Source organism: Rhizobium sp. Leaf306, assembly GCF_001423425.1.
In the GTDB taxonomy this organism is placed as follows: Bacteria; Pseudomonadota; Alphaproteobacteria; order Rhizobiales; family Rhizobiaceae; genus Neorhizobium; species Neorhizobium soli.
In genome coordinates, this window is record NZ_LMNX01000003.1 from 308598 (window position 1) to 322788 (window position 14191).

The following is a 14191-nucleotide window of genomic DNA, read 5'->3' on the forward strand; positions in this document are numbered from 1 at the left end:
CGCATGCACGGTTGGACCAAGAAAGCGAAGCGTTTCCTCTTCTGGCTGGTCACGACCGCTGCCGCTTTGGTGGTGATCGTTCTGTTCGTGGCCGGCTTCGTCGTCTGGTCGCTCATCCAGCCGCCATCTGATCAGTTCGGCAAGGTCGAGGACGAGGCCAAGCTTGCGCGGCGCGACGTTTCTAGTCTGCCAGCCGCAACCGAGCCCTATTTCGCCGAGATGGACAAGGGAATCCTCAATGGGATTGAGGGAGGGGAGTACCCGCAGGAAATCCGCCAGATTGCAGCCGCGACGGGGCTTGACCCCGAGGCGATCCGACAGGCGGCAATCCGCGGTCAGAATGCCTGGATTGTCTGGACCGGCGGCAATGATCGCTTCTGGGATTTTGCCGCGCGCAACACGATCGGAGCATTTGATCTTCTGAAGACGGTTTCCTCGCATCCGAGCCAGGCCTATGGCCGCGATAATCGCTTTCGGTATCTCGGGCTCGTCAATGAGCCGGGCTTCGATGAGGCGACGGGACCGGACCCGAAACACTTCGGACTGTGGCTCGACCAGCGCCGGACTGACACGCCTCCCGATCCGTTCGGCGGCAATCCGGACGCGGACAGGCGATACCCCGGCGTGGAAGTGGGTGCGCGGGGTAAACCGGTTGAGTTTGAAGCCCGGGAGGTGACCCTGCCGGTCGGCTCCTATTACGGGGAACCGACCGGCGTGATGGGGCTGCGCCTGTTTTCCAACCCGGATTTCGACTTGAAGGCCTCAAAAAAGTGGGACCCCGACCGCTACTATAACGACCCTTCCTACTACAACGACAAGGATCTGGTGCGTCCGTACCGCGTCGGCATGTCCTGCGCGTTCTGCCATGTCGGACCGAACCCGATCACGCCGCCTGCGGATGTGGAAAGGCCGCAGTTTTCGCAGATCACCTCGAACCCGGGAGCGCAGTACTTCTGGGTGGACCGGATCTTCTTCTGGAACACGCAACCGCGCGGCGAGGACGATAAGCCGACCTCGAACGAAGGCAATTTCCTTTTCCAGCTGTTCCACACCAATCCGCCGGGCTCGCTGGATACCTCGCTCGTTTCGAGCGATTACATCAACAACCCTCGCACGATGAATGCGGTCTATGAGACAGTAGCGCGCCTTGGAGTTGCATCCGGTACGGGCTGGGAAAATTTGACCGGCGACGAGCTGGCGAACAAGCAGTTTCAGGATTACTCGCAGACGGCGGCACTGCATGCCTTCTTCAACAAGCGGGATGGCAAGTCTGCTTCGATGCGGGTGCTGAAGGATGGGTCTGACTCAGTCGGCACGCTTGGGGCGCTCAACCGTGTTTACTTGAACATCGGGCTGTTCAGCGAAGAGTGGCTTCTGCACTTCCGCCCCTTCCTGGGTGGCCAGAAGATATCGCCAATCCGCGTTCCGGATGCACAGAAGAACTCCGTCTATTGGCAGGCGACCGAGACGATGACGGCCGACATGGCGATCTTTTTTCTCGTCACCGGTCGCTCCGATCTCCTTAAGGACGCGCCGGGCGGAAAGGAGCTGCTGGCCACGCTGGATCAGCAGCAGGTAGCCCGTGGTCGTGATGTCTTCGCTGAAAACTGCGCGGCGTGCCATTCGAGCAAACAACCCAAGGCTCCGGCCGAATTCGGCGTTGGCGAGGGCATCTGCGAGGGCGGCGGCGCGGGGCCGCAGTACCGTGAATGCTGGGACCGCTACTGGGCCTGGGCACAATCGGCACAGTTCAAACAATTGATGCGTGCGCAGGCCGAGAAACCGGACTTTCTCGTCGACAACTATCTGTCAAATGAACGAAGGGTGCCGATCGATCTGGTGCGCACCAATGCGTGCAGTGCCATCGCCACCAATGGCCTGGCCGGCGATATCTGGGATAACTTCACCTCGTCGACATACAAAACCCTGCCTGCACCGAAGGAAGTCACGGTGCATCATCCGGTTTCGGGTGCAGCAACGCCGATGCAATCACCGGGTAACGGACGCGGCTATTTGCGACCGCCTTCGCTGATCAGCCTCTGGTCGACGGCGCCGTATCTCCTCAACAATTCCGTCGGGCACGAGATCCCCTATTCCTATCCGCGTTATGGCAAGGATACGGAAAGCGGGCCTGTTGGGACGTCTGGTACGCAGGCAAACTCCGGCAACGGAAACTACCCACGATCTCCCAGCGCCTGCCCTGCTGCGGATCCCAAAGACCCCTACATGCCCTGTATCGAAAACCGGCTTTCGGCCTTCGACACGTCGATCCGGCAGATGCTTTCACCGGAAACGCGGCGGATGGACAAAGCGACCGAAGAGGCCGTGCCAGGCTATATCTATCGTACCAGCGCCCCTTCCTGCCTGATCATCCCAAAAGGCTTCGTGCCGGATCAGATCCGCCCCTTTAGCGGCTTGCTCAGCCGCATTGCGCCCTGGGCGTTCAAGGATGACGGATCGATTGCACTCGGGCCCTTCCCGTCGGGATTTCCGGTCAATGCGCTGGTCAATACCAAGCTTTTGCCGGATCATGACGAAGACGCCTGGCCCGTTTACAAGCGGCTGATCACCAATGGTCCCGGCCTGGTTTCGGCCTTCGCAGAGCTGGGCGGGCAATGCTCCGCGCAGGAACTGGCCGACCCGGCGGTGCGGAGCCATTCCGAGACGGTCGTGCGCGAGACCGGCCTGATCGATCGGCTCGTGACCCTCAGCAAGTGCCCCGATTACGTCGTCAATGCGGGACATGCCTTCGGCTCGGATCTGTCGCAGGCGGACAAGGACGCATTGATTTCATTCCTGAAGCAGCTGTGACATGGCAGGGAGCGAAGCGACCCACGACTACATCGTGATTGGCGCCGGTGCGGGTGGGGCGGTCGTGGCTGCGCGGCTTGTGGAGGCGGGGTGCACCGTTCTGGTGATCGAAGCTGGTGGTGATCCGCTCGCCGAACGGCCTTACAGCGATGCGGTTGCAGATGACGACCCCGATATGCCTCTGGCCGATGCTTATAAAGTGCCGGCGTTCCATGCTTTCGCGTCCGAACACGAGGGTTTGGCGCGTGATTACTATGTCAGGCATTATGAGGATACGGCCGTGCAGAAACGCGACTGGCGGTACTGCGATGAAAAGGGCGGAATTCTCTATCCCCGTGCACAGGGGCTGGGTGGCTGCAGTGCCCATCATGCGATGATCATCGTCAAACCGAATGCCTGCGACTGGAACCATATCCGCGACCTCACAGGCGACGAGAGCTGGCGGGCTGCGCATATGCAGACCTATTTCGAACGGATCGAACGCTGCCGCTACCGCATCTTTTTCTGGCGCTGGCTTTCCTTCCTCACTGGTCTCAATCCGACCGGACACGGCTGGTGGGGCTGGATGCAAACGGAACTGGTTTTTCCGCTGAGACCAATCCGCGACCGCCTGCTGTTGAGCTCGCTTCTGCGCTGTGTGCGCGCGGCAGCTGATGCCTTCGGTCATTCCGGGACGCAATGGGAGACGGCGGAAACCGATCCGAATGCGCACCGGGTCTGGAACCCCTTCGCAAGCGGCATCCGCATCGCGCCCCTTTCCACCCGCAGGCATGTGCGGCATGGGCCGCGCGAACGGTTGCTCGACGTCAAGGCGAGGTATCCCGACAGGCTCGATATCCGGCTGAGAACAGCGGTGGCGCGTATTGCGATTGAGGATAGGCGCGCCGTGGGCGTCCACGCGATCGATGCGAACGGCAACGAACTCTTCGTTGAGGCGCGGCGAGAGGTCATCCTCGCAGCCGGCGCTTTCGCATCGCCGAAGATCCTGATGCTGTCGGGAATTGGCGATGCCGCTCATCTCGCTCGTTACGAGATCGACGTCGTCGAAGATCTGCCGGGCGTTGGCCGCAATCTGCAGGACCGATATGAGATCGGCGTCGTCAGCCGCATGAACAAGCCCTGGGCGACGCTTAAAAACGCAGCCTATTCGATCCGTGACGCGGAATACCGCAAGTGGCGGCGCTTTCGTCTTGGCAACTACACAAGCAACGGCCTGTTGTTTTCCATGGCGCTCAAATCGCGCGACAGCCTGAACGAGCCTGATCTCCACTGCTTTTCGCTGCTGGGTGATTTCCGCGGCTACTACAAAGGCTATTCGCAGCGGATCAGAAAGAAAGACTATCTGAGCTGGGTCGTGCTGAAGGCCTATACGGAAAACCGAGCCGGTACGGTGAGGCTGCGATCTTCGGACTGGCGGACAGACCCGGACATTCAGTTCCATTCGTTTGCCGAAGGCAGCGGTGATTACCGTCGCGATCTCGATGCGATGGTAAAGGGCGTCCGTTTCGTGCGCAAAGTGGCCGAAGGGATGGACGACCTCGTTGCCGAAGAGGAAGAGCCCGGCCGCTGGCGCGACAGCGACGAAGCACTGCGCAACTACGTGGCCGAAAACGCATGGGGTCACCACGCCTGCGGGACCTGCGCCATCGGGCCGCGGGACAGCGGCGGCGTGACGGACAGCCGGTTCAAGGTGCATGGCGTCGATGGGTTGCGGATCGTGGATGCGTCGGTCTTTCCCCGCATTCCCGGCTATTTCCTCGCCTGCGCGGTCTACATGATCGCCGAGAAGGCGGCCGACGTTTTGCTTTCGCCACCACAGGGGGAGATGGCGTGATGACGCAGGTTCAACCACGCGGCCGGTCTCTCGTTCGGAAAGCCTATCCCTGGCTGAACGACAGGGTTGCGGATTTCGTTCGCGGCTGGCGACGTCTGGATGCGTGGGCCAACCGGCCGCTTCCGACAAGGCGACGCGCCTACTGGAAACTGCTCGCCCCGGACCGTTATCCCTGGTACGCGCCGGCGCTGTTTCTGGTGCTGACCGTCATGCTGGCACTTGGCCCCACCATGGAAACCGATTGGCCGAACCTCATTCTGCTGGTGATCGGACTTGTGCTTTTTCTGGGTCTCAACGCTCTTGCCGAGCGTCGCCAAGTCGCCAACAACTATCTGCTGACCGGGCAACTGACATGTCTGGTTGCGATGCTGGCATTGCTGTTGTGGAGTTCTCTGCCCGAGGTCTACGGAGAGATGGTCGCCGCACCCCGACTGCACGTGGGCGTGGCCGTCGTTCTTGCGATGACCGTCGCGCTTGCTGCTGCATTCGGTTTTGCCGCAGCGCTATTCAGGTCGACAGCCGATGGAGGATTGGCCGATGCCCTGCCAGAGGTGGAGCTGTTTCTTCCCAAGGATCGCTACAGTTTCGTGGGGGGCGGGGCGAAAGCTGCCTTCTTTTCCGCCTTGGCAATCGCTCCGGTTCGCTATCCGGTAGAACTCCTTCTGCCCGGGTCGCTGCTGACCCTGTTCGTACCCGACCATCTTCTTGCCCCAACTTTCCTTTTCGTCGGCGGGATCATGTGGATCTTGCTTTTCCTCGGCATTCTCTTCGAGCGGCTGATGGAAATCCTTAAGACGCTGGGCCGGATGTTTTTCATCGGTCCGCAGCGCGTGATTTCCATTCTCGTCATTGCCGTCGCCGGGGCACGGCTCGCGGAAATACATTTCATCACGTACCTCTTCAATGGCGGCAGCACGGGTTATGGCAACCCGGTCCTGATGCTTTACATCCTGCTTTCTTATGCGTGCGCTTGGTATTACGGTTTCTGGACCGACCAGTTCGTGGCCCGCAGGCTGATGCGCATGCTCACACTCAAGCCCGACTGGCGCACTGCCATATCGGTCGCTTATCCCTACCACGGTGATCCGACACTCAGCCGCGTCGAAAGCGAAGGTCGCACGATCAGCCTGCATGGCGCCGGCCGCTTGAAGCTGCGGGGTCACTACGAAGACGGGTATGCCGGCGGCGGCACGGCGCTCCAGTTCATGACGCCCGCGGAGCTGATCGGTCAGTTCCGGCGCCAGATCGAGCTTCGCTCCCGCGACATGATAAAGGCAGACGATCTGCTGGCGAGCCTGCGCAATTTCGAGCGGGCGGCGGTGATCTATCCGGTCATCGTCGGAACGTTGGCCTTCGGCCTGATTGTCGGGCCGATTGTCCTGACGTTCTATTACGCGGTGCAACCGCCGGAGCTCACAGTCCATGCCGAGGGTGGGGGCGGTCGCGATGCTCTCGCGTTCATGAAGAACCAGGATTATGAAAATGGCGACTGCTCACCTCTGAAAGCGGGCATGCCTCGCATCGCCATCGCGGCTTCCGGAGGTGGTACACGCGCTGCGATCTATACCGCCTCGTTGCTGAGGGGCTTGGCGGAGGCGGGACATGTCTGCGACGTGGTGATGGCGAGCGGCGTTTCCGGCGGGAGCGCTGCGCTTGCGTATTTTGGCTTGCACGAGGCGGAACTGCGCTCCCGCGGTGGCGTCGGCTTCATGGCTTGGGAGCGCTATTCGCGGGAAATGGCGCATCCTTATATTGAAGATGTCATCAATCGCGCCAGCGACCTGCGGATCACATTCGGTCGCTTTCACTGGAGACGTTTTACATGCGGCGAGCCGGCGGTGCCGGATGGTTCTGTGAGCGGCGTTGCACCAGCCCGCTCCAAACTCGGCCATATCCTGGCGGAATCCTTCGTCTGCCGAATGGGGGCGGGAAAGATGGGCGACGTCTCGTTTGGATTGATGCTGAATTCGTCGATCGTCGGATCCTATCCTGATCCTGGAAATCCGTGCCGCCGAGGCGACGGGTATTCGCTGCCGGAACAGGCCAGCCGGTGCCAGGGGTTGCTGGATGGCGCGGGCGCGGGCGGGCGGCTTGTGCTGACCAACATCGGATCGACCCAGACGATGCAGGCAAATACGTCGCCCGGGATGGAAATCGTCACCATCGACGAACCTGACGTCTCCGTGTCACGGGCCGCAGCATTGAGCGCCAATTTCCCCCCTGTGTTTCCGGATGCCGCCGTGGATATCATGCCGAGCAGCGGCACGGCCAAACGTTATTGGGTGACGGACGGCGGGACGGTCGAGAATCGCGGTACAGTGACCATGTATCGTGCCTTGCGCGATGCGGCGAGACGAGAACCCAAATCTTGCGGGTGCGGCAGTTCGCCAAAGTTCGCCCCGCTCCACGTCATCGTCGCGGATGTTTCCGCTCTCGCGGGGCCCTATAGCGAAAGTTTCGGTTTCGACTCTGTCCTTGGAGCGGGTGGACAGCTCGGGCTCGGCATGGAAGCGGAACTGCGCGCCGACCTCAAAACGCTCTACGAAACGACCCACTGCAGCAAGATCTACTTTCATGACATCGTGATACCGCCCGTTTTTTCGAGCAATGGAGGCATCGGAACGCACTGGTTGCTGCCGGGCTCGATGACGTTTCGCGATCCCAACCATTCGGGCGAACAGGTTACGCTCCATGCCGAGGACGTCGAAAAACTCGTGCTGTCTCTGCACAGCAGCCGGGCCTTCAGCTATCAGGACAACGGGGGCGTCAAGAGGGTCTTGGGTTGGGCGCAGGATGGTCCCGGTAACCGGCATCGTGCGAATTGGGTCAGGCTGCTCGACATGTTGAACGGAAAGCTGCCGCCGCAACTCTGACCAGTGGTCTTGGACCTATCGTTCCTTCACCGCCTCCATGGCAACCGAGGTTGAGGTGCTTGCCACAAATGGCAGACTGGAGATTTTCTCGCCCAGCACTTCGCGATAGCGGCGGATGTTGGGTGTGCGGATCTTCAGGAGATAATCAAAGCGCCCAGCGATCATGTGGCACTCCTCGACTTCAGGAATTCGCCACACCGCCGCGTTGAACGCGTTGAGTGCCGTTTCGCGCGTATCGGACAGTTTCACCTCTGCGAAAGCGACGTGGTCGAGGCCAAGTTTCTTCGGGTTGAGGACGGCGCGGAAGCCGAGAATGAAGCCGTCCTGCATCAGCCGCTTCAGGCGCGCATTCACCGGAGTCTTGGAAAGGCCGACTTTGTCGGCAAGATCCGTCACCGAGACGCGGCCATCGCCGACCAGGACATCCATGATCTTCCGGTCAAAGTGGTCGATATCCCCAGGTGTATCGCTCTTCCTCTCCATTTTCTCTGTCCTCCTCCCGAAACGTGGTGAATTTCTCCAAATTCTACCCATTTTCAGAGAAGCTATATAGAGCAGTTTCGATTATTTTTCTCGCATCGCGGGATCGTCGCTGATCCGCTAGATTGGCTTGATATTCGGGAGGCGGAACAATGGCATCTGCGATGGAACACAACACATTCTTGCCTGGCTCTTTGGAGACCATGCCCTTTGAAGATTTCGCCGCGCCGATCCGGCCGCAGTCGGATTTGCGCAAGGCCATTACAGCCGCCTATCGCAGACCTGAAATCGACAGTGTGCTGCCGCTTCTCGAGCAGGCAACACTGCCCGCCGACCTCGCAGACAAAGTCCGTTCGACAGCGCGCGATCTGATTGTCGCGCTGCGCCGCAAGGCCAAGGGCTCGGGCGTCGAAGCGCTTGTGCAGGAATACTCGCTTTCCAGCCAGGAAGGCATCGCCCTGATGTGCCTGGCTGAGGCGCTGCTGCGCATTCCGGATATGGCGACGCGCGATGCGCTGATCCGCGACAAGATTTCCGGCGGAAATTGGAAGTCGCATGTGGGCGAGGGCCGTTCGCTCTTCGTCAACGCGGCGACCTGGGGACTTGTCGTGACCGGCAAACTGACCTCGACCGTCAGCGACCGCAGCCTTTCGGCGGCACTGACGCGCCTGATCGCCCGCTGTGGCGAACCGGTCATCCGCCGCGGCGTCGATATGGCGATGCGGATGATGGGCGAGCAGTTCGTCACTGGTGAGACGATCGAGGAAGCGCTGCGTCGGTCGCGGGCGATGGAGCAGAAGGGCTTTCGCTATTCCTACGACATGCTTGGCGAGGCAGCGACGACAGGGGAAGACGCGGAGCGCTATTACAAGGATTACGAGAAGGCGATCCATGCGATCGGCAAGGCCTCTGCCGGACGCGGGATCTACAACGGCCCTGGCATTTCCATCAAGCTCTCGGCACTTCATCCGCGCTATACCCGCGCCCAGGCTGGCCGCGTCATGGAAGAACTTCTGCCGCGCGTGAAGACGCTGGCCGCCATTGCCAAGTCCTACAATATTGGTCTGAACATCGATGCGGAGGAGGCCGATCGCCTCGAACTGTCGCTCGATCTTCTGGAGGACCTCTGCTTCGACCCTGCTCTTTCCGGCTGGGACGGCATCGGCTTCGTGGTGCAGGCCTATGGCAAGCGATGCCCGTTCGTGCTTGATTTCATCATCGACCTCGCACGCCGTTCCAACCGCCGCATCATGCTGCGTCTGGTCAAGGGCGCCTATTGGGATGCGGAAATCAAGAAGGCGCAGATCGAAGGCCTCGAAGACTTCCCGGTCTTTACCCGCAAGGTGCACACGGATGTCTCCTACATCGCCTGCGCCCGGAAACTGCTCGACGCACGCGACGCCGTCTTTCCGCAATTTGCATCACACAACGCCCAGACGCTTGCCACGATCTATCAGCTGGCCGGACCTGATTTCAAGGTTGGCGATTACGAGTTCCAGTGCCTGCACGGCATGGGCGAGCCGCTCTATGAAGAGGTCGTCGGTCAGGCAAAGCTCAACCGGCCGGCCCGCATCTATGCGCCTGTTGGAACCCACGAAACGCTTCTCGCCTATCTCGTCCGCCGTCTCCTGGAAAACGGCGCCAATTCATCCTTCGTGAACCGGATCGGCGATGACCAGGTGTCCGTCGACGAGCTGATTGCCGATCCGGCCGCCGTCGTTCGCGCCATGCCCGTTCCCGGCGGAAAACACGATCAGATCGCTCTGCCTGCCGACCTGTTCGGCAAGGACCGACAGAACTCCCTGGGGTTCGATCTCGCCAACGAAACGACGCTTGCCTCCCTCGCGTCCGTGTTTCAGGAAGGCGCCCAGGCTCCCTTCACAGCCGCTCCAGAACTTGGCGATGGAACTTCATCAGGTGAAACGCGGCCCGTGCTCAATCCGGCTGACCATTCGGATGTGGTCGGCTCAGTCACGGAAGCAAGCCTGACGGATGCGCAAAAGGCAGCGTCTCTCGCACAGGAAGCCTTTGCCGAGTGGCAATCCGTTGCGCCGCAGGAACGCGCCGCCTGCCTCGAAAGGGCTGCCGATGCCATGCAGGAAAGCATGCCGTCCCTTCTCGGCCTGATCATGCGCGAGGCCGGAAAATCCCTGCCGAACGCGATTGCCGAAGTGCGCGAGGCGATCGATTTTCTGCGCTATTATGCGGAACAGGCCAAGCGGACGCTGGGGCCGGGCCATAAGGCGCTTGGACCGGTGGTCTGCATCAGCCCGTGGAACTTCCCGCTGGCAATCTTTACCGGACAGATCGCGGCCGCTCTCGTTGCCGGCAACAGCGTGCTGGCAAAGCCTGCCGAAGAAACGCCGTTGATCGCAGCGGCAGGCGTGAAACTTCTCTATCAGGCCGGCGTACCACGCGACGCGCTTCAGCTTTTGCCGGGTGATGGAAAGATCGGCGCAGCACTCGTGGCCGCCCCCGAAACCCAGGGCGTGATGTTTACCGGTTCGACAGACGTCGCTCGCCTGATCCAGGCCGAGCTTGCCGGCCGGCTGTCAAACGCCGGAAAGTCGATCCCGCTGATTGCCGAAACGGGTGGCCAGAACGCGATGATCGTCGATTCCTCGGCGCTGGCTGAACAGGTGGTCGGCGACGTTATCGCGTCCGCCTTCGACAGCGCCGGTCAGCGTTGCTCGGCCCTCCGTGTCCTGTGCCTGCAGGAAGACATAGCGGACCGCGTGCTGACCATGCTCCGCGGCGCCCTTGCCGAACTCACGGTCGGGCGCACCGACCAGCTGAAGATCGATATCGGGCCGGTCATCACAGCCGAAGCGAAGGGTGTTATCGACGGCCACATCGATGCGATACGCGCCAAGGGCCGGCGCATTGAGCAGGTCGCCATCCCCGCTGCAACGGCTGCCGGAACCTTCGTCGCGCCGACGATCATCGAACTGAACAACCTCTCGGACCTCGAGAGGGAAGTGTTCGGACCTGTCCTTCACGTCATCCGCTATCGTCGTGAGGATCTCGACAGGCTGATCGACGATATCAACGCCACCGGCTACGGTCTCACATTCGGCCTCCACACGCGTCTCGACGAAACGATTGCGCATGTGACGAGCCGTGTCCGGGCCGGCAATATATACGTCAACCGCAACGTCATCGGTGCCGTCGTCGGCGTGCAGCCGTTCGGCGGGCGAGGTCTCTCAGGCACGGGGCCTAAGGCCGGCGGTCCGCTCTATCTCGGTCGCCTCCTGCAGCAGCCGCCGGTTCCGCCGCGCCACAGTTCCGTTCATGTCGATCCGGCGATCTCGTTGCTGGCCGAATGGCTGCGCGCCAAGGGCAAAACCGAGGACGCCGAAGCGATCCGCGAACTGGGTGGCGAATCCGCTCTCGGCATGTCGCAGGAACTTCCGGGGCCCGTCGGTGAGCGCAACACCTATAGTCTGCATCCGCGCGGTCGCATCCTGCTCGTACCGCAGACAGAGGCGGGTCTCGTTTCCCAACTGGGTGCCGCGCTCGCAACCGGCAACAGCGTCACCATCGACACGGACTCCGGCCTTCAGAGTAAGTTCTCCGATCTGCCGGCCGAAATCGCTGCCCGGATCATCTGGTCTTCCGATTGGGCAAGCCATGGACCCTATGCCGGTGCCTTGGTGGAAGGCGACGGCAATAGCCTGATCTCCGTCTCGCGCCGTATTGCCAGCCTTCCCGGCCCGCTGGTGCTGACGCAGGCGGCTTCCTCAGCTGACATCGCCGGCATGGATGAGCCCTATTGCCTGAACTGGCTGCTTGAAGAAGTGTCGCTCTCCGTGAATACGGCGGCCGCTGGCGGCAACGCGAGCCTGATGGCGATAGGGTGAGGACAGCATGGACGATCTTCAGACGGCGCGCGTCATCATAGGCAGCTACACGGAATCGATGCCGCATGTGGAGGGCAAGGGAAAAGGCGTCAGCCTGCTTTCCCTTGATCTAAAAACAGCGCGATTCGAAGAGGTCGCGGCGTTTGAAGCGATTCGCAACCCCACCTATCTGGCGCAAGGGCAGGATGGACGCGTCCTCTACGCCGTCGAGGAAGTCGACGACGAGGCGCAGGCGGGCGTGGTTGTGCTGCAGATCGACGGGGACGGCGGTCTAAAATTGGCGAAGCGAGTTTCGGCAAGAGGTTCTGCGCCCTGTCATGTCACGCTCGACAGGTCAGGGGAGCGGCTGTTCGTTGCCAATTACGGCAGCGGAAGTGCGGTCGCTTACGGTCTTGATCATCAGGGTCTTCCTAATGACGACGAGGTCATGGTGATCCAGCGGACAGGATCCGGCCCCGTCACCGACAGGCAGGAAGGCCCGCATGTGCACCAGGTTTTGGTCATGCCTGGCGATCGGCATGTTCTCGTTTGCGATCTCGGGACCGACGAGATCGCCAGATATGCATTCGGCGATCAGGGAATAGGCTCAGAGCCGGATGTCGTGCTGCACGTGTCCGGCGGTTCGCTTCCACGCCATATCGTCTGCTCGCAGGATGGCCGCCGGCTCTACGTCGCGCATGAGGCCGCCTGCTCTGTCGGCTCCTATGCCATCGAGGGAGACAATTTCACGCTCCTCGCCGAAACCAGCACAGTGCCGGCCGATTTTGCCGGCACGTCGTCCTGCGCGGCGATCAAAATTCATCCGAATGGCAGGTTTCTTTATGTCTCCAACCGCGGCCACGACACGATCGTCGCCTGTGAAATTTTGGCCGATGGCGGGTTGAGAACCCTCGGCTGGTATCCCACCATGGGTAGAACCCCGCGGGATTTCGCCATCGATCCCACCGGTCGCTATCTCATCGTCGCCAACCAGGACAGCCACTCGCTGGTGTTCTTTGAGATCAATGGGGAACACGGAACGCTGACGACCATCGGCGAGCCGTTCGAGATCGGCAGTCCCGTCTGCGTCCTGTTCGCCTGACGTCTAGACCGGCTGCAAACGACCGAAATAGGCGACGAGGGCGAGCACTCCGAGGCTTAGCCCGATTTCCGTGACCGTCGCGCAGACGAGGCTTCGATACATCAGCGGGCTGCGGTCGAGCAGCCGCACGAAGACGTAACGGTTGACGATCGCCAGCGCGACCATGGTTGCAACGATCAGGATCTTGGCCGAAAGCAGCAGCTGATAGGGCAAGGACCAGTTAAGCGGCAGGCCGCCGACGATGAGCCATGTGCTGAACAGCCCTGTCACGATCACAAGTGCCACGGCAACATGACCTGCCCGGGAAAAGCCAATCAAAGCGGTCGTGGCATCGTGTCGCGTCGACTGGTCCCTGAGCGCGGGGAGAAGCAGAGCGACCGGTAACAGCGCCCCGAACCAGAACCCGCCCAAGAGAAGGTGCAGCAGATCGTTCGCCCGGTGCAGCAGGCGCAACGGTCCATCGTGGATGGCTGCGTGTCCGGAAATCGGAAGGCTGGCGAGAGCGACCAAAGCCGCCAGCGCCGTCGGCAGGATTTTCGAGCGCGAGGAGGGCGTAAGGGCCGCGAACAACAGGCCCGCAGCAATCGCCTGCACTATCCAGACGGTGCCGATACTGGTCTGGGTTATGACCGTCCACAGCATGCCGAGATCCGCCGCATCCTGCCAGCCGTCGCCGAGAAGGGCGGCGTTGAGCGGCAGAGATGCAACCGTCGCACCCGCTATCACAAGCACCGACAGGCCGCGGATCGGTGTGAGCTTCGCCCGCACCGATTGCCGTAGACCGTCCGGCACAAAACCGGCGATATAGGTTGAGGCGCCCCAGAGGAACAGGGCGCCTGCGTAGAAGCCGAAACGGCAGACTACAATGAGGGTCTCAGCCGTTGTCACGGCTTCACGGTGAACGTGTAAGTGCCGTTGGTCTTGTGGCCATCGACCGAAAGCACATTCCATCTGACCGTATATGTGCCGGGCTTGAGCGGCCCGGTGACCGGCGCAGTCAGCGTCTTGTCAGCGTCTTTCAGCACGCCTTTGCCGATCTCGATCTCCTTGCCGTCGGGGCCGAGAAGGTGAAGCTTGCTGAACGGCAGGTTCAGGGCTTCGGAAAATGTCAGGTCCAGTTCTTCCGGCGATGCAACGGATGCCTTGTCGGTTGGGGTCGTCGATTTGACGCTGGCATGGGCAGCAGCCTGGCCAGCGGCGGCAACAAAAGCCGCGAGTGCAAGCGAAGCGATGAGTGTGTTACGCATGTGTT

8 protein-coding genes are annotated in these 14191 nt (G+C 61.2%); 5 read left to right on the top strand and 3 right to left on the bottom strand.

Going from position 1 to position 14191, the window contains the following annotated elements; genetic code table 11:
• Nucleotides 1-3: 3 nt before the first annotated feature.
• The 3 genes from ASG19_RS14890 to ASG19_RS14900 are packed head-to-tail and all read left to right on the top strand — an operon-like array spanning nucleotide 4 to nucleotide 7518.
• Entirely contained in the window at nucleotides 4-2811 is a 2808-nt protein-coding gene (locus tag ASG19_RS14890; protein WP_062458848.1) for a c-type cytochrome, read from the top strand.
• 1 nt (nucleotide 2812) lies between these two features.
• Nucleotides 2813-4645 (top strand): GMC oxidoreductase, encoded by a 1833-nt coding sequence (locus ASG19_RS14895; protein ID WP_062458850.1) that lies wholly within the window; start codon nucleotides 2813-2815, stop codon nucleotides 4643-4645.
• Nucleotides 4645-7518: a hypothetical protein gene (locus ASG19_RS14900; protein ID WP_062458853.1), complete on the top strand. Its 2874-nt coding sequence runs from the start codon at nucleotides 4645-4647 to the stop codon at nucleotides 7516-7518. Before ASG19_RS14895 ends, ASG19_RS14900 begins: the two co-directional genes overlap by 1 nt.
• A gap of 15 nt (nucleotides 7519-7533) precedes the next feature.
• On the opposite strand, the gene ASG19_RS14905 is transcribed toward ASG19_RS14900, so the two are convergent.
• On the bottom strand, nucleotides 7534-8001 hold the full coding sequence (locus tag ASG19_RS14905) for an Lrp/AsnC ligand binding domain-containing protein (RefSeq protein ID WP_062458856.1): 468 nt from the start codon (nucleotides 7999-8001) through the stop codon (nucleotides 7534-7536).
• 161 nt (nucleotides 8002-8162) lie between these two features.
• On the opposite strand from ASG19_RS14905, the gene putA reads away from it, so the two are divergent.
• Nucleotides 8163-11858 (top strand): trifunctional transcriptional regulator/proline dehydrogenase/L-glutamate gamma-semialdehyde dehydrogenase, encoded by a 3696-nt coding sequence (putA, locus tag ASG19_RS14910; protein ID WP_062460393.1) that lies wholly within the window; start codon nucleotides 8163-8165, stop codon nucleotides 11856-11858.
• A 7-nt stretch (nucleotides 11859-11865) separates the two neighbouring features.
• Nucleotides 11866-12939 carry a lactonase family protein gene (locus tag ASG19_RS14915; protein ID WP_062458859.1) on the top strand — a complete coding sequence of 358 codons (1074 nt, stop codon included), beginning with the start codon at nucleotides 11866-11868 and terminating at the stop codon, nucleotides 12937-12939.
• A 3-nt stretch (nucleotides 12940-12942) separates the two neighbouring features.
• Here the strand turns inward: ASG19_RS14915 and copD are convergent, their stop codons facing one another.
• Together copD and copC are read right to left on the bottom strand one after the other, a co-directional pair.
• Nucleotides 12943-13827: a copper homeostasis membrane protein CopD gene (gene copD, locus ASG19_RS14920; RefSeq protein WP_062458862.1), complete on the bottom strand. Its 885-nt coding sequence runs from the start codon at nucleotides 13825-13827 to the stop codon at nucleotides 12943-12945.
• Nucleotides 13824-14186: a copper homeostasis periplasmic binding protein CopC gene (gene copC, locus ASG19_RS14925; RefSeq protein ID WP_062458865.1), complete on the bottom strand. Its 363-nt coding sequence runs from the start codon at nucleotides 14184-14186 to the stop codon at nucleotides 13824-13826. Before copC ends, copD begins: the two co-directional genes overlap by 4 nt.
• Nucleotides 14187-14191: the final 5 nt, after the last annotated feature.